19 protein-coding genes and 1 tRNA gene are annotated in these 22,541 nt (G+C 72.0%); 9 read left to right on the top strand and 11 right to left on the bottom strand.

Features of this window, described 5'->3' with window-relative positions:
• Nucleotides 1-280: 280 nt before the first annotated feature.
• Entirely contained in the window at nucleotides 281-1,792 is a 1,512-nt protein-coding gene (gene proP / locus V2J85_RS02530; protein WP_330820498.1) for a glycine betaine/L-proline transporter ProP, read from the top strand.
• Nucleotides 1,793-1,848: 56 nt separating this feature from the next.
• Here proP and V2J85_RS02525 read toward each other — a convergent pair whose 3' ends face one another.
• Entirely contained in the window at nucleotides 1,849-2,538 is a 690-nt protein-coding gene (locus V2J85_RS02525) for a maleylpyruvate isomerase mycothiol-dependent enzyme family protein (RefSeq protein ID WP_261953331.1), read from the bottom strand.
• 22 nt (nucleotides 2,539-2,560) lie between these two features.
• On the opposite strand from V2J85_RS02525, the gene V2J85_RS02520 reads away from it, so the two are divergent.
• Nucleotides 2,561-2,833, top strand: a complete 273-nt coding sequence (locus tag V2J85_RS02520) for a hypothetical protein (protein ID WP_330820497.1) — start codon at nucleotides 2,561-2,563, stop codon at nucleotides 2,831-2,833.
• Between the two features lie 21 nt (nucleotides 2,834-2,854).
• The gene (hemC, locus tag V2J85_RS02515) at nucleotides 2,855-3,790 is read left to right on the top strand and encodes a hydroxymethylbilane synthase (RefSeq protein WP_261953333.1); all 936 of its coding nucleotides are present in this window, start codon (nucleotides 2,855-2,857) and stop codon (nucleotides 3,788-3,790) included.
• 86 nt (nucleotides 3,791-3,876) lie between these two features.
• Here the strand turns inward: hemC and V2J85_RS02510 are convergent, their stop codons facing one another.
• Nucleotides 3,877-4,314, bottom strand: coding sequence for a hypothetical protein (locus V2J85_RS02510; RefSeq protein ID WP_330820496.1), 438 nt, complete (start codon nucleotides 4,312-4,314; stop codon nucleotides 3,877-3,879).
• Between the two features lie 171 nt (nucleotides 4,315-4,485).
• Here V2J85_RS02510 and V2J85_RS02505 point away from each other — a divergent pair, with 171 nt between their 5' ends.
• On the top strand, nucleotides 4,486-6,945 hold the full coding sequence (locus V2J85_RS02505) for an MMPL family transporter (RefSeq protein ID WP_330820495.1): 2,460 nt from the start codon (nucleotides 4,486-4,488) through the stop codon (nucleotides 6,943-6,945).
• A gap of 37 nt (nucleotides 6,946-6,982) precedes the next feature.
• On the opposite strand, the gene V2J85_RS02500 is transcribed toward V2J85_RS02505, so the two are convergent.
• The 3 genes from V2J85_RS02500 to V2J85_RS02490 all read right to left on the bottom strand — a co-directional run bounded on the left by V2J85_RS02500 (nucleotide 6,983) and on the right by V2J85_RS02490 (nucleotide 9,991).
• Nucleotides 6,983-7,291 carry an acyl carrier protein gene (locus V2J85_RS02500; protein WP_261953336.1) on the bottom strand — a complete coding sequence of 103 codons (309 nt, stop codon included), beginning with the start codon at nucleotides 7,289-7,291 and terminating at the stop codon, nucleotides 6,983-6,985.
• Nucleotides 7,284-8,534, bottom strand: coding sequence for an SDR family oxidoreductase (locus V2J85_RS02495; protein ID WP_330820494.1), 1,251 nt, complete (start codon nucleotides 8,532-8,534; stop codon nucleotides 7,284-7,286). The genes V2J85_RS02500 and V2J85_RS02495 overlap by 8 nt, the downstream gene beginning before the upstream one ends.
• A gap of 230 nt (nucleotides 8,535-8,764) precedes the next feature.
• The gene (locus tag V2J85_RS02490; RefSeq protein WP_261953338.1) at nucleotides 8,765-9,991 is read right to left on the bottom strand and encodes a beta-ketoacyl-[acyl-carrier-protein] synthase family protein; all 1,227 of its coding nucleotides are present in this window, start codon (nucleotides 9,989-9,991) and stop codon (nucleotides 8,765-8,767) included.
• Nucleotides 9,992-10,472: 481 nt separating this feature from the next.
• Here V2J85_RS02490 and V2J85_RS02485 point away from each other — a divergent pair, with 481 nt between their 5' ends.
• Complete coding sequence (locus tag V2J85_RS02485) at nucleotides 10,473-10,637, top strand: hypothetical protein (RefSeq protein WP_261953339.1); 165 nt, start codon at nucleotides 10,473-10,475, stop codon at nucleotides 10,635-10,637.
• A gap of 40 nt (nucleotides 10,638-10,677) precedes the next feature.
• On the opposite strand, the gene V2J85_RS02480 is transcribed toward V2J85_RS02485, so the two are convergent.
• From V2J85_RS02480 to V2J85_RS02470, 3 genes are all read right to left on the bottom strand, one after another.
• A complete protein-coding gene (locus V2J85_RS02480) occupies nucleotides 10,678-11,028 on the bottom strand; it encodes an MmcQ/YjbR family DNA-binding protein (RefSeq protein WP_261953340.1) in 351 nt (116 codons plus the stop codon).
• A 39-nt stretch (nucleotides 11,029-11,067) separates the two neighbouring features.
• Nucleotides 11,068-11,466, bottom strand: a complete 399-nt coding sequence (locus tag V2J85_RS02475) for a potassium channel family protein (RefSeq protein ID WP_330820493.1) — start codon at nucleotides 11,464-11,466, stop codon at nucleotides 11,068-11,070.
• 230 nt (nucleotides 11,467-11,696) lie between these two features.
• On the bottom strand, nucleotides 11,697-12,737 hold the full coding sequence (locus tag V2J85_RS02470; RefSeq protein WP_330820492.1) for a trypsin-like serine peptidase: 1,041 nt from the start codon (nucleotides 12,735-12,737) through the stop codon (nucleotides 11,697-11,699).
• A gap of 306 nt (nucleotides 12,738-13,043) precedes the next feature.
• On the opposite strand from V2J85_RS02470, the gene V2J85_RS02465 reads away from it, so the two are divergent.
• The 3 genes from V2J85_RS02465 to V2J85_RS02455 all read left to right on the top strand — a co-directional run bounded on the left by V2J85_RS02465 (nucleotide 13,044) and on the right by V2J85_RS02455 (nucleotide 17,023).
• A complete protein-coding gene (locus V2J85_RS02465; protein WP_261957255.1) occupies nucleotides 13,044-13,520 on the top strand; it encodes a hypothetical protein in 477 nt (158 codons plus the stop codon).
• Between the two features lie 161 nt (nucleotides 13,521-13,681).
• On the top strand, nucleotides 13,682-15,517 hold the full coding sequence (locus V2J85_RS02460) for a glycoside hydrolase family 15 protein (RefSeq protein ID WP_261953343.1): 1,836 nt from the start codon (nucleotides 13,682-13,684) through the stop codon (nucleotides 15,515-15,517).
• A gap of 87 nt (nucleotides 15,518-15,604) precedes the next feature.
• Entirely contained in the window at nucleotides 15,605-17,023 is a 1,419-nt protein-coding gene (locus V2J85_RS02455) for a purine-cytosine permease family protein (protein WP_261953344.1), read from the top strand.
• Nucleotides 17,024-17,044: 21 nt separating this feature from the next.
• On the opposite strand, the gene V2J85_RS02450 is transcribed toward V2J85_RS02455, so the two are convergent.
• Both V2J85_RS02450 and V2J85_RS02445 read right to left on the bottom strand, forming a co-directional pair.
• A complete protein-coding gene (locus V2J85_RS02450; RefSeq protein WP_330820491.1) occupies nucleotides 17,045-19,351 on the bottom strand; it encodes a hypothetical protein in 2,307 nt (768 codons plus the stop codon).
• Between the two features lie 3 nt (nucleotides 19,352-19,354).
• Nucleotides 19,355-19,426 (bottom strand) — tRNA-Pro (locus V2J85_RS02445).
• A gap of 222 nt (nucleotides 19,427-19,648) precedes the next feature.
• Between V2J85_RS02445 and V2J85_RS02440 the strand changes: the two genes are divergently transcribed.
• Complete coding sequence (locus V2J85_RS02440; protein ID WP_330820490.1) at nucleotides 19,649-21,922, top strand: DUF4132 domain-containing protein; 2,274 nt, start codon at nucleotides 19,649-19,651, stop codon at nucleotides 21,920-21,922.
• Between the two features lie 203 nt (nucleotides 21,923-22,125).
• Here V2J85_RS02440 and V2J85_RS02435 read toward each other — a convergent pair whose 3' ends face one another.
• Nucleotides 22,126-22,452 carry a hypothetical protein gene (locus tag V2J85_RS02435; RefSeq protein ID WP_261953347.1) on the bottom strand — a complete coding sequence of 109 codons (327 nt, stop codon included), beginning with the start codon at nucleotides 22,450-22,452 and terminating at the stop codon, nucleotides 22,126-22,128.
• Nucleotides 22,453-22,541 lie beyond the last annotated feature (89 nt).

Here is a 22,541-nt window from a genome sequence, read left to right as displayed (position 1 = left end):
GTTCCGCGTGATGACTCTCGATAAGCGATAGGCAGTTGTTCCCGTCGTGGGCCGTTTTGTCCGGCGATCACTGGGCACACGCGAGACGTCACGAGTACAGCAGCCCGGAGACAGCAGAGCTGAGTACAACGGCGGACGTGAGTACGCCTGACTCACTCTGCTCGTGATACCGAAAACCTCGCCCTGATGACGGGATGAAATGAACCCCGGACGTCAACAACCGCCGACCCCGCGGCGGGGCCGGAAGCCGGCCCGCGGGGGTACGCCCGCGACCGACCGCATGCTGCGCATTCTGCTGCGCCGCCGCAAACACCCACTGAGCGCCCAGGACGTCACCGTCACGGACCGGCCCGCGGTCCGCAAGGCGGTCTCGGCGGCCGCGCTGGGCAACACCATGGAATGGTTCGACTTCGGCGTCTACGCCTATCTGGCGGGCACGCTGGGGAAGGTGTTCTTCCCGGCGAGTTCGCCCGGGGCGCAGGTCGTCTCGACGTTCGCAACATTTGCCGCGGCATTTCTCGTCCGGCCGCTCGGTGGCCTCGTATTCGGTCCGCTCGGCGATCGCATCGGCCGTAAGCGCGTACTGGCCGCGACCATGATCATGATGGCGATCAGTACCTTCGCGGTCGGCTTTCTGCCCAGTTACCACACCATCGGCTTCGCCGCGCCGATTCTGCTGCTGATCTGCCGTCTGGTGCAGGGCTTCTCCACCGGTGGCGAATACGCCGGAGCCACCACCTATATCGCCGAATACGCCCCTGATACCCGGCGCGGCTTCCTCGGCAGCTGGCTCGACTTCGGCACCTTCGTCGGGTACTCGCTCGGTTCCGGACTGGTCACGCTGCTCACCGGCGTCCTCGGTACGGACGGTCTGGTGAACTGGGGCTGGCGGCTGCCGTTCCTCGTCGCCGGGCCGCTGGGCCTGATCGGCCTGTACATGCGGCTGCGGCTGGAGGAGACGCCGGCCTTCCAGCGGGAGGCCGAACAGGCACACCACGACGCGGAGGAGGCCCGTGCCGCGGGGGGCGAGGACCCGGTCGAGGAGGCCCGCCAGTCCGGCCACGGACGGCTGAAGGAGATCTTCACCCGGCACTGGCAGGCGGTGCTGATCTGCATGGGCCTGGTGCTGCTCTACAACGTCACCAACTACATGGTGACCTCCTACCTGCCGACGTACATGACCGAGACCCTCGGCGAGGACCCCCTCACCGCGCAGCTGCTGGTGCTCGGCACCATGATCGTCGTGGTGCTCACCATCACCACCGTCGGCCGCACCTCCGACAAGTGGGGCCGACGGCCCGTCTTCATGGCGGGCAGCGCCGCCCTGATCCTGCTCGCCGCGCCCGCGGTGCTGCTCATCCGGGCCGGCGGCATCCTGCTGCCCGCCTTCGGATGCCTGATCCTGGGCCTGCTGCTGGTGTGCTTCGCGGGGACGTCGGCCTCGACGCTGCCGGCCCTCTTCCCGACCCGGCTGCGCTACGGAGCACTGTCGATCTCCTTCAACATCTCCGTCTCGCTCTTCGGCGGTACGACACCGCTGTTCGCGTCCGCGCTGGTGCAGGCGACCGGCAGCGCCATGGTCCCGGCGTACTACCTGATGGTGGCCGGCCTCATCGGGCTGATCGCCACCTTCTTCCTGCACGAGACCGCGGGCAAACCGCTGCGCGGCTCCGGACCGATGGTGGAGACCGAGGAGCAGGCCCAGGCACTCGTGGCCAAGAGCCGCACCGAGGCCGGTCGGCGGGCCCGGGACATCTGGATCCGGCTGCGGCACCCGTGGGCACGGCACTGAGGGTGGGCCTCGTGCCGTGCCCCGTCGTCACCCCGTCGGCGCATTCACCCTGGACTTCATCGGCGAACGCTGCTGTCCCAGCGCCAACTGGTGCGACGAGGGTGCCCCGGTAGGGCACGGCGTCCGGTGGCCCACAACAGGACGGCCCAGGGGCCGGGGGACGACGAGGCTTCCGCGTCACCCGAATCACCCGGATGACCCGGACCGCCCGGATCACCCGGACCGCCCGGGTCACCCGGCTCACCCGGACCGTTCAGACCACCCGGGGCGTCAGGAAACAGCCGGGCCAGCACCCGTGCGCACAGGTCGGCGGGCGGCTCCCAGGTCAGCCCCAGCCCCTCGGCCAGATCGTGGGTGTGGACCAGGGTCTCCACCGCCCCCATCGCCGCGAAGCCCTCCGGGTCCGACGCCCCGAACACATGGTGAGCCCGGACCTCCGGAGACGTCGTGCGCACCATGGCGACCAGCAGCGCACCGCACGCCTCCAGCACCTGCAACAGCCCCGCCGGCCCCGCCGCGCGGTCGGCATGCACGGCGTTCGCGGGCCCGCCCGGCCGCCGGCTCTCCCACACGAAGGGCACCTCACCGCCCAACGGCGGCTTTCTGGGCCCCAGTTGGACGGCGTAAGCGAAGAGGTCGTCGCTGAGGTGCTCGACCGTCTCCCAGCAGTCCCACTCCAGCGATCCGGCTTTCCGCTGCCACACCTCCGCGGGCGCCTCGCGCAGTACGGCCACCGCGAGCTGCACGCACCGGTCGAGGTCGTCCGCGGTGACGGTGAGGGAGGACGGGGACGGGGAGGACGGGGACGGGGATACGGACGCGGACGCAGGAGACTCGGAAGCGGCGCTGGAACCGGAACTCGAACCGGAACTCGAACCGGAACTCGAACCGGAACCGGGATCGGAACCCGAACTGGAACTGGCGCTGGAACTGGGTGTTGACCGGGACATGAAGGGACCGTATCTCGCGAACACGCGGATGACGGGAACGGCCGCCGAGGAAACACCCCACAGGTGGCCTCCTGGTGGCTGCCGTCCCTAACTGACGGTCTATCGTGGGCTCATGTCCGCCCCAGAACTGATCCGTATCGTCTCCCGCGACTCGCCGATGGCACTGGCCCAGGTGGAGCGGGTGCGCAGCGAACTCGCCGCCCTCCACCCCGGCATCGCCACCGAGGTCGTTCCGGTCAAGACCACCGGTGACCGCTGGATGGGCGCGCTCTCCCAGGTCGAGGGGAAGGGGGCGTTCACCAAGGAGGTCGACGCCGCCCTGCTGGCCGGTGAGGCGGATCTCGCGGTGCACTGCGTCAAGGACATCCCGGGCGACCGCCCGCTGCCGGCCGGTACGACCTTCGCCGCGTTCCTGGAGCGCGATGACGTCCGCGATGCGCTGATCGACCCGGGCGGCCGCACCCTCGACGAGCTCCCCGCAGGCACCCGGATCGGCACCTCATCGGTCCGGCGGATCGCCCAGCTCGCCGCCTCGCACCCGCACCTCCAGTGCGTGCCGATGCGCGGCAACGCCAACCGCCGCATGGAGAAGCTCGCGGCCGGCGAGGCGGATGCCCTGCTGCTGGCCGTCTCGGGTCTCGAGCGCATCGGCCGTACGGACGTGATCACCCAGATCCTCTCCGTCGAGGAGATGTGCCCGCCGATCGGCGCGGGCGTGCTGGCGCTCCAGTGCCGCGAGGACGACACCGACACCATCGACGCGGTCAGCGGTCTGGGCCACCCCCAGACGTTCCAGGAGACCACCGCCGAGCGCATGCTGCTGCACGTCCTGCAGGGGCACTGCAACAGCCCGATCGCCGGTTACGCCACCACCGACCGGCGCGGCGAACTCTCCCTGCGCGCCTGCGTCTTCACCCCGGACGGCAAGACCGTCCTCAACGCCCACGAATGGGCCGGCCCGCTCACCCCGGAAACGCTCGGCACCTCCGTCGCCGTGGCCCTGCTGCGCCAGGGCGCCCGCGAACTCATCGACGGCATCCCGCACTGAGCACCGAGCCGGAACGCCCGGGGGCCATCGGCCCCCACCATGATCCCCCTCGCCTAGATCCCTCACCAAGATTCCCCTCACCAAGATCAAAGATGAGCGGATGACGCCCGCCGGTCCGATGGCGTGTCGCCGCCTGCCTTCTGCCGGGGTACGACCACGACCTGGTCGTCGTCCTCGTAGATGATGTGGCCCGGATCGGTGGACTCCAGCCGTTCGCACGGCACGCCGTGTGCGGCGAGTAGGTGCAGGTAGCCGTCCACCCGGTCGATGAGGTGGGTTGCGGTGATCTTGAACCAGGCCACCGCGCCCGGGTTCCGCTGCCGGTCGTAGACGAGTGGGTCGGTGTCCGACGGATTGGGGTAATGGGCGTCGTACCAGTCGTTGCCGGCGCGCCAGAAGCGGTACTGCTCCTCGCTCAGCCTGCCGTCCCGCGCGAGCCCGTTGGCGAGGGCGAAGACGCCGGGGAAGTGGCCGTGCGGGCTGCGCGTCGTGCCTTGGAAGCGCACGTAACGGGCCTGGGCCATGGTGGTGACCTCCGTGGGGGGAAGGGGAGCGGGGTGATCGTAGCGGGGCGTGGGCCGGGAGCCGGGACGTAGTTCTGGTCCGCCCTTCATGGTGCGCCATCCGTTCCATGTGTGTGTCCGGTGACGGCGCGTCAGCTCTGTCCGTCCGTAGGTCGGCCGGACCATGGCGTGATGGGCAAGGGAAGCGGCGCGACGGGCCGGTGGGGGGTCGCGGAGTGGGGGGTGCGGTTTCCGCGGCGGGTGCTGGTGGTGGCGGGGGTGTTAAGTGTCCTCTTCGGGTGTGCGGCCTCGGGACTGGCCGATCGGCTGTCCGTCGGCGGACTGGCCGCGTCGGGGACGCCTTCGGCGCGGGCCGAGGCCTGGGCGGCTCGCTACGGTGCCGGCAGTCCGGAACTCGTGCTGGTGGTACGGCCGGTATCGGCGCGGAATGCGCTGGACGGTCCGGCGGTGCGCGTCGCGGGACGGCGTCTGACGGAGCGGCTGGCCGCTGAGGGAGGGGTGGCCGGGGTCCGCTCGTACTGGGCGGCGGCGGACGGGGGCGGTCCTCCCGGCCCTCGTGGTCCTCTCGGTGGTGATCTTGCTCGCGGTCCTGAGCGCGGTCGTGCGGCGGGGTTGCGGTCGTTGGACGGGCGGGCCGCGCTCGTGCTGGTCGATCTGGAGGGGAGCGAGACGGACACGGCGCGTACGGCCGAGCGGGTCGTGCCGCGCTACACCGGGGAGGTCGGCCCGTTCGCGATCCGGGCCACCGGGCCGGCGTGGAGCCTGGCGCAGTCGACCGTGCAGGCGCGTACGGACCTGCTGCGGGCCGAGCTGATCGCCGCACCGCTGACCTTCGTGATCCTGGCCCTGGCGTTCCGTTCGCTGGTGGCGGCGTTCCTGCCGGTGCTGGTCGGCGGGGTGTCGGCGGTGGGGGCGCTCGCGGTGCTGTGGGTGCTCACCGCCGTCACGGACGTCTCCGTTTTTGCGGTCAACCTCATCGGTGCGCTCGGGTTCGGACTGGCGGTGGACTACGCCCTGTTCATCGTCGCCCGGTTCCGCGAGGAGCAGGCCCGTGGGCGTGGCGCGGAGGACGCGGCGCGGGCCAGTGTGGTGACGGCCGGCCGTGCGGTCGCGGTGTCGGCCGGTACGGTCACCGCGGCCCTGGCGGCGCTGTTGGTGTTCCCCTTCTCGTTCCTGCACTCGATGGCGTACGCGGGCATGGTGGTGGTCGTACTCGCCGCTGTCACCGCCGTGTTCGTGCTGCCGGCGGTACTGGTCCGCTGGGGGAGCCGGGTCACGGCGTTGGATCCCCTGGGGCGGTTCCGGTGGGCGCCGGCGCCGACGATCGGCGGGGACAGTCCGCTGTGGCGCACGGTCGCGAGGGCGGTCACCCGGCGGCCGGTGTGCTGGGGAGCGGCCTGCATGGTGGTGCTGGCGGCGCTGGTGCTGCCGTTCGCGCACGGTCGTCCCGGGCTCGCCGATGAACGCATCCTGCCGGCCGGCGCCGCCTCGCATGCGACCGCCGACCTCGTACGCAGGGGGTGGGGGACGTCCGCGGAGGGCACCCTGGTGGCGGTCCTCCCACGGGTCGATCCGGTGGCCGACCGGGCGGCGCTGGATGCGTACGGGCGCAGGCTGTCCGCGCTGGCCGGGGTACGGGGGCAGGCGACGGTGACCGTGCCCGCGACGGGACGGTATGCGGGCGGGCGGCGAGTGGGGGACGGGGGAGCGTACACCCCTGAGGCGGGCGGGGGAGCGTACGCTCCGGGGCTGGGCGCGGCAGCCACCGGGCGCGTGGTGCGGGGCACGGTGGTGACGTTGACGCTGCGGCCCGATCCCCAGTCGGAGCGTGCCGCCGCGCTCGTGCACGCGGTCCGCCGGCTGCCGGCGCCCGGTGGCGCGCTGCATCTCGCCGGTTGGGCCGCTCAAGTCGTCGATGCACGGGCGGCGTTGGCGGACCGGCTTCCGCTGGCGCTGGGGCTGATCGCCGCCGGGACCATGACCGTGGTGTTCCTGTTCACCCGCAGTGTGCTGATTCCGCTGAAGGTGCTCGCGGTGGCGGCCCTGAGCCTCACCGCTGCCCTCGGCGGCATCGTCTTCGTCTTTCAGGACGGTCATCTACGTTCGCTGCTCGGCGACTTCACCGTCACCGGCACGATCGACATGACCATTCCGCTGCTCCTGTTCAGCGTGGCATTCGGCCTGTCCGTGGACTACGAGTTGTTTCTGCTCTCCCGTATCCAGGAGTACTACCGGGCGACGGGCGACAATACGGCGGCGATCGTCCACGGCATCTCGCGGACCGGACGGCTGTTCACCGCGGCGGCGCTCGCCGTGGCCGTGGCGATGGGCGCACTCGCCTCCTCGGACGTGCTGCTGCTCAAGGAGCTGGGGGTCGGCCTGGCACTGGCCGTCGTGGTCGATGCCACGGTGGTGCGAGGGGTGCTCGTCCCGTCGGTGATGCGGCTGGCGGGGCGGGCCAACTGGTGGGCACCGGGGCGCGGCTCTCGTCAACCCGAGACCGGTCCCCGGGGCGCCACCCCCTGTTATGACGGACCGTCAGTCAAATCCGGTCACATCGAGGGGACGGGTTCCCCCCTCGACTCCGGCCTCAACCCCGGCGCCCTCAGCCCCGACCTCGATCGCGGGTGAGGCGGAGCGGGGAGAGTGGAGGGCGGTAACCGCTCGGTCACGTACTGGACGCGGCAGTCACGGCGGACGTGGGGTGCGCGGCCGGGGAGTATGTGTCGACGAGTGCTGTCGCCTCGGCCAGCGTCATGCCTGGACGCAGCTCGGTCTCCCCGGTCACGCCGAGGCGTTCGCCCATGACGAGGGCGAATTCCAGGAGGGCGAGGGAATCGACGTCGAGTTCCTCGAACGTCGCGTCAGGATGCAGCTCGGCCGTGTCGATGCCGAAGGTCTCGTGGAGGGCCGTGCAGATGACGGTGTAGGTGGCGGAGGAAGCAGGGGGAGTGTGCGTCGGGCGGGGATCAGACACGAGCCGTCACGGCTCCCTTCTGTGCCGAGGGGGAAGAGGAGGAGGGAGAGGGGGAAGGGGCGGAGAACCCCGACGACGAGGGCGTGCTCATGCCCGCGCGGACGTACTCCCCGGACAGCTCCGGTGGAGGTGCCAGGCCGGCCGTCGCGGCCTCCAGGCGGGTGCGGTCGTAGTGGCGGCGGGACCACCAGTGCGGAGTCAGCCCGGCGGCCAGGCGGATCAGGAACCGCTCCAGCGGCCGCATGCCGTCGGCCGTCACCTCCGGGTCGAGCGTGACATCAAGCCAGTCACACCCGCTCAAGGCGGTCCGCACCAGCTCCTGCACCGAGCAGTCGTGAGGGTGTGTCACGTGGTACGTCTCCACCGGTGACTCCGGTTCGACCGTCGTCCTCGCGGTGCGGGCGGCGGCGCAGCGCAGCATGGCCGCCACCGCCCAGTCGACCTGGAGCAGGTTGACCAGGGCATCCGGCCGTCCCGGCACGTGCGCCGTATAGGGGAAGGTGATGTCGTCGCCGGCCAGACCGGCGGCGCGCAGGACGAACGCCGGATCCTGTCGCTCCAGCATGCTGATCCGGGCCGCCTGGACCGCCAGCCAGTGGCGCGGCTCACCCGCCTGGGGCGGCCGGTCGGTCACCAGCAGACTCGGGCGGAAGACCACCGCCGGCCGGCCCTCGGCCCGCGCCCATGCGCGCACCAGGCTCTCGGCGCGGAACTTGGACTCCTCGTACAGGGTGGCAAATCCGTACTGCTCGTCCAGTGTGTCCTCGTACACCAGGCCCGTTCGGCGCCTGCCCGCGACGAACGCGGTGCTGATGTGGAACAGCCGCGCGGTACGCCCGCCGGCGCTGAGCAGTTCCAGGACGCGGCGGGTGCCCTCCACGTTGGTGCGGTGGAGGGCCGCCGCCTGGCCCAGCGGGCTGGTGTCGGCGGCGCAGTGCCACAGTTCCTGGGTGCGCCGCGCCAGTGCCGCGTGTTCCGCCTCGGACAGTCCCAGTCGCGGGGCGGACAGCTCGATGCGTACGGGGGTGACCCGCCGGTGGAACTCGTCGGCGTTCCACACAGCCCGGGATCCGGCTTCCGTCCCGGGGCCGGTGCCTGTGCTGCGTACGGCCCTCAGCAGTCGTTCGCGGGCCGAGACCGGATCACCCCGGACCAGGGCGCAGACGGGACGGTCGTCCCTGCGCAGCAGGGAGGCGAGGAGCTGTGCGCCGAGAAAGCCGGTGGCACCGGTGATCGTGATCAACGACTCACTCCTTCGACCGCGCACCGGCCGCGGCGCGGTAGCGTCCGCACCGCGGGCCCGCGCTGTGGCATGGGGCACTGACGTTATTCCTATTTATCGGAATACTTCGCAGTATGTCGAAGTGTCAGGGATCAGAAGCCCCGGCGCACCGGCGCACCGTTGCAATACGAGCATTCGCGTGACCTCCGGCCGCGTCCGTGCGCCCCCACCGGCCCCACGGCGGAACGGCTCTACGGCACCGCGCGGAAGACCAGTACGGCGTTCTGGCCCCCGAAGCCGAACGCATTGCTCACCGCCGCCGCCATCGGCAACGGCCGTGGCACCTTCGCTACCACATCGAGCTCGATCTCGGGATCCTGCCGCCGCAGATTCGCCGTCGGCGGGATCACCTGCTCCACAAGCGTCAGCACCGTGCAGGCCGCCTCGATCGCCCCGGCACCACCGGCCGAGTGGCCCAGGGCCCCCTTCACCGCGGTCACCGGCGGCGGCCGCCGGAAGACCTGCCGCAGCGCCAGCGCCTCCGCCCGGTCGTTGAGGACCGTCGACGTGCCGTGCGCATTGACGTGGTGGACGTCGCCCGGCTCGATCCCCGCGTCGTCCAGCGCGGCCGACAGCGCCTCGGCCGCCCCACGCCCTTCCGGATGCGGCGCGGTGAAGTGGTACGCGTCGCACGACGCCCCGTAGCCGGACAGGTAGGCGCGGGGGCGGGCGCCGCGGGACCGGGCGTGCTCCAGCCGCTCCAGTACGAGCACCCCGGCCCCCTCCGCCAGGACGAACCCGTCACGGTCCGCGTCGAAGGGGCGGGACGCGCCCGCGGGATCGTCCGCCCGCCGGGACAGCGCGCCCATCTGGTGGAAGCAGGCGGCCGGCACCCGGCTGCACAGCGATTCGCTGCCGCCCGCCACCACCACATCGCAGGCATCCGTGAGCAGCAGCTGGCGGGCCGTCCCCAAGGCCGTGGCCCCGGACGCGCAGGCCGTACTGACCGTCAAGTTCGGTCCCCGCACCTGGAGGTCCATCCCCACTTCGCCGGCCACCATGTTCGGCACGCTGCGCGGAATGGCCAACGGGGAGATGTCCGTGGCCCGTCCCTCGGTGAGCTTGGTGAACTCCGCCTCGTAGCGCTCCATGCTCGCCGTACCCACCCCGAGGACGACTCCCACCCGTACGGGATCCCAGTTGCCCGCGCCCAGTCCGGCGTCCTTCACCGCCTCGCGGGCGGCCACCAGGGCCATGGCCGCGCACCGGTCCAGACGCCAGGAGAGCCGGCGTCCGAGCTGCTCGGCAGCGTCGAAGTGGGGCACCCGGCAGCAGAAGTCGACCGGGAGGCCGGCCAGTGACGGCTCGGTCGCCGCGGTGGATTCGCCCCTCAGCAAGCCCTGCCAGGTGGCGGCGGCCCCCACCCCCGCGGGCGTCACCAGTCCCAGCCCCGTGACGGCCACCTCTCGCGCGCTCATTCGGCCCCCGCTCTCCGCACCCGCGCCTCCGCGATTTCCGGCATGCGCTCAGTATTGGCAGCCGCCCGCCCACCCCGGGCGCGCCAAGCCGCAGCGTCCCCCGACCAGCCGCAGCGTTCCCGGGCGCGGGCGGCGAGCGCGGGATCGTGGGTGCTCCGGCGGGCACGCACCGTGCCCCGCCCCGGCCCGGTGAGCCGTCCGCGCGTACCCTTCGTACGCACAAACCGTGCGTACGACCATCAACGGTGATCAACGGTCTCAGGCTCTGGGATGATCTTTGCATGCTCGCCAGGCGCATGACACGATGGCCAGCGCCGCACGGGGGAGCGGTGTATCAGTGGGGACAACCTCCCTTTGCGCACCAAGGTTTCAGTCGACCCGCCGGGGCCGGCTGACCCCACCGGTGCTCCCTTCTTCCCGGGGCGGCGAATACCTACCGAGCCGAACCAGCGTCAGTAAACGGAACGAAGGAACCACCGACATGACCACCGCCACGCAGTCCTCCAGCACCACGCCCATCTACGAAGAGCTGGTCGAGAAGCACGGCGATGTCCTCGCCGAAATCCGTGAGGCGGCGGAGCATTCCCAAATCAAAGCGAACCAGGCCCTGGACTGGAGCGATCTGCGTCGCCGTCACCATGGCTAGGTAGCCGTCGCGAGCCGGTCACTCGACCACTCGTTCTCGATTACGCGTTCCTGCTCGGGCGGAAGCTGTCCAACAGCCTGGCCGGGGCGGCCTGCTTCCAGGAATCCACGAGGATGTCCCGGAGTTCCTCCAAGTCCTCCAGTTCGGCCAGCCGGACTCGCACCCAGTGAGAACCTGCCTCATGCGGCGGCACCCAGAATTTGCGCGGTTCCGCGGCGATCAGCTCTTGCCGTTCGTGGATGGGGCAACGCACGGCACATGACGTCTCGTCGTCGGGAACGGTGACGAACATCTTCCCCGCCACCCGGAACGTGGGCATCTCCCAGGCTTCCTTCTCCACCGTTTCCGGGAGGGACAGGGCGATACGGCGGACGTCGGAGGAATCGATCACGGCACCACTTTAGCCCCGTCGACCACGCTCCTGAAGCGGTCAGGAAGGCGCGGTCGGACCGCGACCCCTGATCAGGTTCTCGACGTGGTCGAAACGCGCATGCAGCGTGCGCAACTCCGCCCGCAGTGCCTCCGCGTCCTCCCGCGCATGGCTGCCGATCGCCTTGCCCAGCCGGATCGCGTCCCGTTCCGCACGGCCGACGAACCAGGTGGCGAGGGCCGCCGTGATGACGCCGAAGGCCGTAATGGCACCCAGCATCAAAAGGGACGCAATGACCCGGCCCCACACCGTCACCGGATAGAAATCCCCGTACCCCACCGTGGTCGCCGTCTCGATCGACCACCACAGTGCTTTCGGGTACGACGTGATATTCGCCCGCGGCGCGCCTGATTCGGCGATGACGGTCAGAGCGGCGCCGGTGAGCAGCAGCGCGCCCATGCCCACGGTCACCCAGAATGCGGCCCGTGCGTGCAGCCGACGCCATGACTCGTTCCGGAAGAGGCGATTCAGGGCGGACGCGAGAAACGACGGCACCAACGCGGGTCATCACCTTCCATTGCCGGCCTGACCGGAATGCAGATCTGCCGTGCGGAAAACCGGCTCTCCGCCGGAAAGCCGGTTTTCTTGCGACATTGCCGAGATTAACAGGGGACGCTGCCGAGGCCTTGTCAGGAGGAGGGAGTGCGGGGTGCGGCCGGAGTGTCGCCGCGCACGGCGTGCAGGTAGAGCGCCAGCGTGTCGAGGGTGAAGTACGAACTGTAGGAGACGTCGGGGAAGTCGCCGCCGGTGTGGTAGCCGCCGATGACCCCGATCAGGGCGTAACCGGTGAAGTCCCGTACGAGGAACGGCCCGCCGGAGGTGCCGCCGATATAGCCGGCGCAGGCGATCTCCAGGAAGTCGCCGGGAGCGGCCGGGTCGGTGCTGGTGTAGCGGTGCGTGGACGACGTGCAGTCCAGCGGCTTGGGGTGGGTGGTGTCACTGTTGCCCGGGTAGCCGATGAGCCGCACGTTCCGGTGGTCGTACCCGGGATAGGGGACGAGGTCGTACCCGCCGGTGACGTCCTCCACCTCGGCCCCGTCGGCGCGCGCCCCGAGTCGTACGACCGCGTAGTCCCAGCGCGCGCCCCCGTCCGTACCGAGGTCGTAGTAGCGCTGGTCGAGGTAGATCCGGTCGACGGGGTAGATCCCGTGGGGCTTCAGGCCGTCGTGGTACTGCGGCACGAACGACAGGTGGCGCTTCGGATCGGGCGCGCGCAGGCAGTGTGCGGCGGTGACGACGAGGTTGCGCAGCGGGCTGCGGACGACCGTCCCCCCGCAGAAGCGGCCGGTGTTGGTCCCGTCCGTCCAGAAGAACGTGCCGACTTGTGGCAGGCCGTCGAACGGGTGGCTGGGCGGAACCGGGTCCGCCTCCGCCGACGGGCGCGCCGCGCGGAGGCTGTTCCTCCCCGCCCGGCCACCCGTGTCGCCCGCGACCGGCTCGGCGGCCGCCATGCGCTGCGGGGTCCAGTACGCGTCGTCGTCCGAGGCGGACGGGGATGCCGGTGTCGACGCGGGTGACAGTCTTGCCGGCGCTGGATGAGGAGCGCTGGTTGCGTGCGCGACGGGGGTGAAGGGGGCCGGCGGGACGGTGAGCGTCAGTCCGGCGAGCCCGAGGACGAGGGCGGTGAGCAGGAAGGGGCGGCGGCCGCGTACGGCGATCGGTCTGTGCATGATCGGGGTCCTCCCGAGAGATGCCGGCCGAGCGTGGAGAGCCGAGGGTGTGGGTGGGGATCGGTCCGCGGTGCACGGCATGCGGATGACGGGCTTCGTGGGTCCGAGCGGGCGAGCCATGGTCCTACGGGGAGGCCCGGTGTGGCGAGAGGGCGTGTGGATGAACTTGCTCCGGGCGGTGTGCCGGGTGCGTTCGGGCCTGCGTTTCGCGGGGCCCGCCCGGGGAGTGACGGAATCTGCTGCTTGCTGCTGCCGCGCAGCGTGTTGAAATGGTCTCAACAGGCTTGAGAGGTACGGGGGTTGAAGATGGTCAAGGTGCGTGATGTGGTCCGCGAGGTGGTGGCGGAGCGTGCGGCGCACGAGCTGCCGCTCGTCGACAGCCTGCGGCAGTTCGACGACGATCGGGTCGTGCGGACCCTCAGCCGGCAGGGGCAGCGGGAAGTGCCGCTGGGCTTCGGCTATGCGGAAGTGGTGTCCCTGGTCACCCCGGTGGTCTGGCTCGTCCTCGACCAGGCGGCCCGGCGCGGGGTCGATATGGCCACGGAGAGCGCGCTGGCACGGGGGCGGGCGGGTCTGCGCAGGCTGCTGCGCCGTGCTCCCGCCGGGCCGGACCGCGTACTGGTCGAGCTGGCGCGCGATGAGCTGGCACTGGTGCGTACGCACATCCTCGAGCGCGCCACCGAGCGGGGCATGGCGCGCGAGGAGGCGGAGGCGCTGGCGGACAGCGTCGTGGCACGGCTGGCGACGGCGGCGCACCCGGCGCAGGCCGACCAGGCCGAGTGAAACCGGGGGCGTGATCGCGGCCCCGGTGCCCGTCCGGCCGCCGCCTGGGCCCGTCATCCGTTGCCCTCTGCAACATTCCCCGCCCCTCAACGCTCGCAGTGCGTCACGGCCCGGAGGTACCCTGGACCGAGCCCTCCTGCCCCCAGTGCCGGGGAGGTCACATGGCCGCCGGTGAGAGCCTGCGTCCCAGTAAGGCGGACGCGCCGCGCTACATCCCCATAGCCGAGCACGGCCTGATCGGCGATATGCGGACGGCCGCGCTCGTCGGCACGAACGGCACCATCGACTGGTACTGCTGCACCCGATTCGACGCGCCGAGCGTGTTCGCGTCGATCCTGGACGCCGAGCGCGGCGGGTCGTTCGAGCTGGCGGCCGACGTGCCCGCGCGGACCAAGCAGTTCTACTTCCCCGACACCAACATCCTGATCACGCGCTTCTTCGCGGACAACGGCGTCGGCGAGGTGCAGGACTTCATGCCGATCGTCGACGACTCGCGCGAGGCGGACCGGCACCGGCTGATCCGCCGGGTGCTGTGCGTCCGCGGCACGCTGCCGTTCATCGCCCGGGTGGCTCCCCGGTTCGACTACGGCCGGCGTGCGCACACCGTGAGCAGTCAGGGATGCCACACGGTCTTCGAGTCGCCGGGGCTGTCGCTGTCGCTGACGTCCAGCGTGCCGGTAGAGATCGACGGTCCGGACGCCTGGTCCTCGTTCAAGCTGCACGAGGGCGAGGCCGCGGTGTTCGCGCTCGACCGTATCGGCGGGGGGCTGGAGCCGCGGGCCTGTCCGGCGATGGAGGCCGAGGAGCTGTTCGGTGCCACGGTGCGGTACTGGCGGAGCTGGCTGTCGCGCTCCCGGTACCGGGGACGCTGGCGGGAGATGGTGCACCGCTCCGCGCTCACCCTCAAGCTCCTCACGTACGCGCCGACCGGTGCCATCGTGGCCGCGCCCACGACCAGCCTGCCCGAGCAGATCGGCGGCGAGCGGAACTGGGACTACCGCTACGCCTGGGTGCGGGATGCCGCCTTCTGTATCTACGCGCTGCTCAGGCTGGGCTTCACGGATGAGGCCAAGGCGTTCGTGCACTTCCTGTCCGGCAACATCCGTCCCGAGGGCTGCGCGACCGGGCCGATGCAGATCATGTACGGCATCGACGGCCGCAGCGAACTTCCCGAGGAGGAGCTGTCCCATCTGGAGGGGCATCTGGGCTCGGCCCCCGTCCGTATCGGCAACAACGCCGTCAAGCAGCTTCAACTGGACATCTACGGCGCACTCATCGATTCGCTCTACCTCTATGACAAATGGGGCGAGCCGCTGTCCAGTGAGCACTGGGACGCCATCGGCCACCTGGTCAACTGGGTCTGTGAGAACTGGGACCAGCCGGACGAGGGGATCTGGGAGACCCGCGGCAGGACACAGAACTTCCTGTACTCACAGCTGATGTGCTGGGTCGCCATCGAACGGGCGATGCGGCTCGCCACCCACCGCGGTCTGCCGGCGGACATGCTCCGGTGGGGACGGACCCGCGACGCGATCTACCGGCGGATCATGGACCGGGGCTGGTCCGCGGAGCGGAAGGCATTCGTCCAGCACGAGGGCGACACCGTCCTGGACGCCGCCGTCCTGATGATGCCGCTGGCGAAATTCATCTCGCCCACCGACCCGAAGTGGCTCTCCACGCTCGACGTGCTGGGCGAGGACCTGGTGTCGGACTCGCTGGTCTACCGCTACGACCCGCGCAGCAGCCCGGACGGCCTGCGCGGGGAGGAGGGCACCTTCTCGATCTGCTCGTTCTGGTACGTCGAGGCGCTCTCCCGCGCCGGCCGCCTCGACGAGGCCCGGCTCGCCTTCGAGAAGATGCTCACCTACGGCAACCACCTGGGCCTGTACGCCGAGGAGATCGGCCGCACCGGCGAACAGATCGGCAACTTCCCCCAGGCCTTCACCCACCTGGCACTGATCAGCGCCGCCTTCAACCTCGACCGGGCCCTGGGCTGACGACCGTCCCCGGCGAGGGCATCCCGGTGACGGCACCGCCGACGGCCCCGCCTACCGTAGGGCGCTGCCGTTGATGCCGGGAGAGGTATGACCATCGAAGATTCCGTGTTCCGTGGGCGCATGCCCGGACGGGCCGGGGACCTGGCGGTCGAGGGGCACGGCATCGAGCCGGTGCCCGAGAGCAACCGCTACGGGACGCCGGCCCGGCTGTTCACCGTGTGGTGTGCGCCGAACCTGACCATGACCGGGGTCTTCACCGGCACGGTGGGCGTCTCGCTGGGGCTGGATTTCTGGACGGCGCTGGTCGCGATGGTGCTCGGCACGGTGGCCGGCGCGCTGCCGGCCGCGTACCTGTGTACGTGGGGCAGCCGGACCGGCACCGGGCAGTTGCCGCTGGCGCGGCTCGCGTTCGGCGGCGGGGTGGTGCTGCCCGGCGTCCTGCAGTGGCTCACCTCCGTCGCCTGGGACGCCCTCATCGGGCTCTTCGGCGGGGAGGCACTGGCGCAGCTGCTCGGCTGGCCGTTCTGGCCGGGCGCACTGGTGGTGCTGCTCCTGCAAGGCGTCGTCGGGGTCTTCGGGTACGAGGTCCTGCACCGGCTCCAGACCGTGATGACCTTCGTGCTGGGCGCGGCCTTCCTGGTCATCGGCGCCAAGCTGCTGACCGGCGTGCCGCTGCCGGTGCCGGGCACCGCGCACGGCGCCGACCGGGCCGGCGCCTTCGTGCTGACCAGTACCGTGGCGCTCAGCCTGGCCCTCTCGTGGGCGCCGTACGCCTCCGACTTCAGCCGCTATCTGCCGCGCAGCACCTCCCGGCCGCGGATGTTCTGGTACTCCCTGCTCGGCATGGTGCTCTCCTTCGTCTGGGTGCAGACGCTGGGACTGTGGGGAGCCGGGCTGTTCACCGACCAGACCGCCGCCGGGGTGCACGGTCTGCTGGGCGGCGGGGTCCTCGGCGCCTTCGGCCTGCTCGCCATCGCCGCCGCGGCCGTGTGCAGCAACGCGATGAACGACTACAGCGGCTCGCTGGCCCTCCAGGCGGCCGGCCTGCGGGTGCCCAGGCCGCTCGCCGCCGCGGCCGCCGCCGTCCTCGGCTTCCTGCTCGTTCTGTGGCTGCATGCCGCGAACACCACCGTCCGCTTCCAGAACCTGCTGCTGTTCGTCGGCTACTGGATTCCCGGCTTCGTGGGCATCGTGCTCGTGGACGCGCGGGTACGGGCCAGGGCCCGGCGCGGGACGCCGATCGACGTCGCGGCCGAGTTCGCCCGACCGCAGCCGTGGTGGCCGGCGTGCGTCGCCTTCCTCGCCGCGTTCGCGGCCGCCGTGCCCTTCATGAACACCTCCCTCTTCACCGGCCCGGTCGCGGCCGCCCTGCACGGCGCCGACCTCGCGTACTACGTGGCCTTCGCCGTGTCGGTGGCGGTGTACGCGCCGCTGCGGTGGGTGCTGCGGCACCGGAGCGCGGGGGCGCCGGAGCCTGACGCGGCGGTGCAGGGAGCACGCGGCTGAGCACGCCGGCCGGGGCGACCGTCACACGGCGGGCGGGGCGCTCAACCAGTGGCGGCCCCGCGCGCTCCAGCCGAGGAAGCGGCGGGCCCGGCCGCCCCGCGCCGTGCCGTCGGGCCCGAAGCCGCCGCCGTCGGCGACCAGGCGCAGGCCCGCAACGGCGGGCGCCAGCCGGGCGGCCACATGCCACGGATGGCGGGCCGTCTCCTCGTCCAGCCAGGCCAGCACCCGGGCCTGCTCGCCCGGGTCGCACAGCGCCAGATGGAACACCAGGTGCCGCCAGGCGTACGCCGCGTCCTTGATCGTCGCCAGCGGCCTCGGGTGGTGCTGCACCCGGGCCGTCAGCCGGCACACCGTACGGAAGCAGCGCCGCGCCAGATCGGCCGGGCCCGGCTCCGGGGCGATGCCGACCCGGCCGACCAGCGTGGCCAGATTGTGCGTGGTCAGGATCTGCGCCTGCTCGATCACCGCACCGCACTCCGCCACCGAGCCGTGCCCGGACACCCCGGCCCGCTCGGTGCACAACCGGGCGAAACCCGGCGACGTCCGGGGCTGGTAGTCGCGGACCAGTGCGGTGCTCGTCTCGACGATCGCCAGATTGCGCAGCGCCGCGTAGTCGATGCCGTAGTAGCGCGCGTAGAGCGTGCCGCCCAGCAGTTCACCGGCGATCCGCGCCGCCGTGAGGAACTTGCGGGAGAACGTCCCCATGAAGATGTCCGCGGCGAGTTCCTCCACCAGAGGGGCGTCGAGGTCCGCCTGGCGGGCCAGCGACCCGAGCTCACGGATCAGCGGGTTGGGCAGGAGGGTGCCCGGGAAACCCTGGACGGCCAGCTCGCCGAGGTGCCGCAGCGTGGTGAGCGCTTCCTCCTGGGCGGCGTCCGCCGCCCGCTGTCCGGCCACCGCCCGCACCCACGGCAGCTCCTCGACCCGCACCTGCCGCTCCAGATTGAGCAGCAGCAGCGAACGGCGGCGCGCGAACGCCCGGTAGTGCGCGGCCATCAGCCGGCGCAGCGCCGCGTCCGGATAGGCCTGCGCGGTCGTCGCGGCCACCAACTGGGGCACCAGCTCGGCCAGTACCTCCGCCGACGGCACCACACCGCGCTCGATGAGCGTGCCGACCGGGGCACTCAGGGTGGACTCGACCAGCTGCCGGATCGCCGCCGGAACCGCGGCTCCCACGGGCAGGCCGGCTTCCCGGTGCTCCTCCTCCGTCACCGCGACGACCAGCGGCGCGACATCGGCCGCCCCCACCTCCTGGGGCAGCCCGCCGAGCCGGCGGAGCACCAGCTGCGCCAGCGCGTGGTGGGACGGCAGCGCCGCCTCGGCCGCCTGCCGCGCCCGCAGCGCCGTATGCGGAACGGAACCGGGGGCTCCGCGCCGCCGCACCATGGAGGACACGGCATGCCGCAGCAGACCGAGCCGGCGGGCATCGAGGGGACGCCCGGCGACGGTGGTCTCCAGAGAGGCCCGCAGGATGGCGAGGTTCTCCTTGGGCTTGCGGTGCTTACCGCAGCGGGTGTGGGCCGCGGCCAGCTGCCGGTGGCGGTCCAGCAGCACGGCGCCGCGCGCGAGCCAGTCCTCGCCGGGGGTGCGGACCAGCACCCGGTCGCCCTCGGCGGTCTCCAGCCAGTGGGCCAGCAGCTCATCGGCGAACGGCTGCCAGACCGTGAGCGCCTCACGCTGCGCCTCGACCGCCGCATGCGGCCGGCGGCGCGCCAGGGACTGCCCGGCCTCGGCGACCGTCCGGCGGTGCACCGCGGAGGCACCCGGCGCGGGCGCCGCCGCCGGCCGCGGCGTGAACCGCAACCGCCCGGCGAACGGCTCCAGTACGTCGACGAGTTCCAGCGCCTCGGCCACCTGCCCGGAGCGCACCAGCCAGGCCACGGTGAGCAGCGCGGCCTCCTCGGGCACCGCGATGTCGTAGCACCCGTCGTCCAGCAGTCGGCACAGTCCGGCCAGCCCGGCCTCGGTCAGGGAGTACGCGAAGAGCGCCCGGCGGTCGGCCGGAACGCCCGCCCGGCGCGCCGCGTCCCGCTCGTGGGGGAGGAGCGGACCGCCGGCGCTCGCCACACCGGTCGCGAAACCGCCGCGGACGACCTCCGGGGTCACCCAGGCCGGCAGGCCCGCCACCGGGGTCCGCGACCCCACGGCCAGGCGGCCGGTGGCGACTCCGTCGAGCACGCTCCGCCAGCGGCGGATCCGCTCCTCGGCGCGCCGGCGGGTGGCGGCGTCCTCATGGGTGAGCGCGGTGCCGAAGGCCCTGGCCAACTGCGCCTGGGCGTACGGCGGGCCGCTGGTGAAGGGAAGCTGCTGCTCAGCGTCGTCGTTCATAAGCCGACGTGGCGGGTGCCGCCCCCGCGCCCTCCGGGTCCCGAGCCCGGTGCTCTGCTGTTGAGCTACACGTCGATGATCGGGGAGCGTAGGCGGCCCTGAAGCCGTCGGGCAAACGGATTTCCGGGGAGCGGGAGAGGCGCCCGGTGCGGCCGAACCGGCTGGACGGAGGCGGGTCGCGGGAGAGGCATCCGGTGCGGCCGAACCGGCTGGGCGGAGGCGGTCGGTGCGGCCGGGTTCACGGGCTGCGGTGCAGGTCAGGGGGCGTTGTCAGACCCTGCGGCTACGGTCGTCGACATGAACGAACTGTCACCGCACGCGGCCCAGTTGCGCGCCGCGATGGCCGGACCGCCGCAGGACGCCGCATGGTCCGGCGGCCTCTGGGCCGCGTGTGCCCAGCTGACCCCGGCGGAGCTGGGCATGCTGCTGCCGGTCGCGTACCGCACCCTCGCCGACGAGGACGCGCCCGACCATGCCCGCCAGGTCGCCCGCGAGGTCACCTGGACGAAGGTGCAGCCCTCGTTCACCGCCTGCGCGCTCACCGAACTCTTCCTGGCGCTGGCCGAGTCCCCGCGGCCCCGCGATGTGCGGTTCGCGGCCGGCGGCCTGCTGCGCTGCACCGAGGCCTGGGACGCGGAGGCGCTGGGGAAGCCCGCGGCCGTCCTGGTGGAGGTCGCCGGGCGCAAGGTCGACGAAACGGCCGATGCCGCCCTGGCGGTGGCCGCGCTGGCCGGCCCGGATGCCGAACGCGAGCTGGCCGGGCGCCTGCAGGAGCTGTACGCCGACAGCCCGTTGCGCTCGGCGGAGGTCGAGGTGCTGCTCGCGACGGGCCCCCGCGAACGGGCCCTGATCGCCGAGGACCGGCGGTACCCACCGCTGACCGGCGAGTGGCCGCTGCTGACGGGCGCCGCGCTCGGGCCGTCCGCCGAGGAACTGCACACCGAGCTGGCCCGCCAGGTGCTGAGCACCGCGGCCGACCACCTCGCCGCCGTGCACGCCGGCCGGATCCCGTACGCCGCCGACAAGGCCTTCACCGCCGCCGACGCCGACACCCTGTGGCGGGCGGCCCGGCAGGCCCTGCGGCGTGACGAACCATGGGCCGGGGAGCTCTTCGCGACCCTGCTGCCGCACAGCGCCGTGGCGCCGACCACCGCCAAGACCCTGCCGTCGCAGGCCGCCTGCATCGGCCTCGCCCAGGCCGTCGAGGCCCACCCGACCCCCGAATCCGTGGCCGCACTGCGCGAGGCCCGGCGCGTCGTCCGGCACGCCGGCGTCACCAAGAAGCTCGACCGTATTCTGCGACGCGCCGAGCGCAACCTCGCCCGCCGCCCCGAACTCGCCCTCCGGCTACCCGACTTGGGCCTCGATGCGGACGGTACCCGACGCCTCCCCTGCGGCCCGTACACCGCCGTGCTCACGGTCGGCGAGGAAGCCACCCTGGCCTGGGAGAGCGCCGGCGGCCGGGCGCTGAAGTCCGTGCCGGCCGCCGCCCGGCGGGACCATCCCGACGAGGTCGCGGCCGCCCGTGACCTCCTGGCGAAGGCACGCGCCCAGATACGCACGCTGATCCGCGGAGTGGAGGGCGGCTATCTGGAGGGCACCGTCCATCGGTACGACCGCTGGCGCGATGCCCTCGACCGGAGTGCCGTGGTCCGTGTCGCCGCGCAACGCCTCATCTGGGAGGTGGAGTACGCGCCCGGGGAGTGGCGGGCCGTCCTGCCCGCCGCAGGGTCGGCCGACGACGCCCCGGAGCCGGCCGGATCCGCCGCGGTCCGGCTCTGGCATCCGGCCCGCGCCACCGCCGCCGAACGGCACCATTGGCGCGACCGCATCGCGGAGCTGGGGCTGCGCCAGCCGTTCCGCCAGGCGTACCGGGAGCACTACCGTCCCGAGGGCACCGGAGACGAGGGCGCCGGGGGCGGCACCACCGGAGACTCCGCCCACTCCACGACCATGTTCCACGGTCACCTGCTCCGGATCGAGGCCGTCCTGGGGCTGGCCGTGCGCCAAGGGTGGAACATCGAGGACGACGTACTCGTCCTGCCGGTGGGCGAGTTGACGGCCTGCTTCGTGATCGCCGGGTCTCTCTACCCCGGTGCCAGTGGCTGGGCGGAGGCCATGGAGGTCAAGCTCTTTCGCGCCGACGGAGGTCCCCAGCCCCTGGCGGAGGTCGACGCCGTACGGCTCTCGGAGATCCTGCGCGCCGTCGACCTGCTCGTCAGCGCCGGCAGCTTCGGCTGGTGCGAGACCCACGCCCACGAACCAGGCGCCTGGCAACAGCTGAACCGCCTCTACGCCCAGCCGTTGGGCGAGGGCGCACGAATGCGCCGGGAGGCGCTGCGCCGCATCCTGGCGGCGCAGATAGCGTCCGGCCGGGTCGAACTCGGCGCCCGGCAGCTGCTGTTGGACGGCCGTTACGCCATCCACCTGGCCACCGGACGGGTCACCCGCGACGGCGATCCGGTGGAGATCAGCCTGCCGACGGGGCGACGGGCCGTCCCGCTGCCGTTCCTGCCGTACGACGAGACGTTGCTGGAACGCGTGGTGCGCACGGTGGAGCACCTCATGTGAGGCGGTGGTGTGACGAGATGCGGGAGGGGCGTCGGCCGCGGCCGGAACGGCGACGTCCCCGCGCAGCCGCGGATCTGCGCGGGGACGATCGTTGAGGTGCGGATGGTGCGCTCGTAACTACCGGTGGCCTACTGGTGGCTTAGCGATGGGCCACCGGTGGCTTACCGGTGGCCCACTGGTGACCTACCGGCGTCTTGAGCGGCTTAGAGCGGACGGGCCCACAGGTCCCACATGAGGCCCGAGCCGTCGCAGAAGGGGTCGGCCCACTTGCCGCTGGCGACCAGGTCCGTGCCGGCCGCCTGGCAGCCGCTGAGGGTCCAGAACTTCTTGCCGGTCCACACCGTTCCGGGCGGACCGTCCATCGGCCGGACCTGGTGCCGCACGGAGGCGGCGGGCTCGGCCGCGGTGACGTGGGACGGCGTGGCGGTCTTGGCGTCGGTGGTGGCGTGGGCCTGGGCGGCGCCGCCCAGACCGGCGACCGTGAGCGCGGCGGCCGCCAGCGCGGTGGTGAGAACTCCCCTGTTACGCACGTGTTGTCCTTTCCCCGTAGGTCCGGGCCCGGTGCGGGCCCGTCACTCCGTACACGGAGAAGGGCACTTCGCCGTATGACACCCCACTG

The organism is Streptomyces bugieae, assembly GCF_036352915.1.
Lineage (GTDB): Bacteria > Actinomycetota > Actinomycetes > Streptomycetales > Streptomycetaceae > Streptomyces > Streptomyces endophytica.
Note: the sequence above shows the minus strand (reverse complement) of the source record. Positions and strands in the feature narration are given on the sequence as shown.

Excerpts from the sequence above, each read along its gene's own strand:
- V2J85_RS02450 (WP_330820491.1), bottom strand. The coding sequence starts at position 19,351 with ATGAACGACGACGCTGAGCAGCAGCTTCCCTTCACCAGCGGCCCGCCG.
- proP (WP_330820498.1), top strand. The coding sequence starts at position 281 with ATGCTGCGCATTCTGCTGCGCCGCCGCAAACACCCACTGAGCGCCCAG.
- V2J85_RS02475 (WP_330820493.1), bottom strand. The coding sequence starts at position 11,466 with ATGGGCGCGCTGCTGCTCACCGGCGCCGCTCTGACCGTCATCGCCGAA.
- V2J85_RS02490 (WP_261953338.1), bottom strand. The coding sequence starts at position 9,991 with ATGAGCGCGCGAGAGGTGGCCGTCACGGGGCTGGGACTGGTGACGCCC.
- V2J85_RS02465 (WP_261957255.1), top strand. The coding sequence starts at position 13,044 with ATGGTCAAGGTGCGTGATGTGGTCCGCGAGGTGGTGGCGGAGCGTGCG.
- V2J85_RS02440 (WP_330820490.1), top strand. The coding sequence starts at position 19,649 with ATGAACGAACTGTCACCGCACGCGGCCCAGTTGCGCGCCGCGATGGCC.
- V2J85_RS02470 (WP_330820492.1), bottom strand. The coding sequence starts at position 12,737 with ATGCACAGACCGATCGCCGTACGCGGCCGCCGCCCCTTCCTGCTCACC.
- V2J85_RS02455 (WP_261953344.1), top strand. The coding sequence starts at position 15,605 with ATGACCATCGAAGATTCCGTGTTCCGTGGGCGCATGCCCGGACGGGCC.
- hemC (WP_261953333.1), top strand. The coding sequence starts at position 2,855 with ATGTCCGCCCCAGAACTGATCCGTATCGTCTCCCGCGACTCGCCGATG.
- V2J85_RS02460 (WP_261953343.1), top strand. The coding sequence starts at position 13,682 with ATGGCCGCCGGTGAGAGCCTGCGTCCCAGTAAGGCGGACGCGCCGCGC.
- V2J85_RS02510 (WP_330820496.1), bottom strand. The coding sequence starts at position 4,314 with ATGGCCCAGGCCCGTTACGTGCGCTTCCAAGGCACGACGCGCAGCCCG.
- V2J85_RS02485 (WP_261953339.1), top strand. The coding sequence starts at position 10,473 with ATGACCACCGCCACGCAGTCCTCCAGCACCACGCCCATCTACGAAGAG.
- V2J85_RS02505 (WP_330820495.1), top strand. The coding sequence starts at position 4,486 with ATGGGCAAGGGAAGCGGCGCGACGGGCCGGTGGGGGGTCGCGGAGTGG.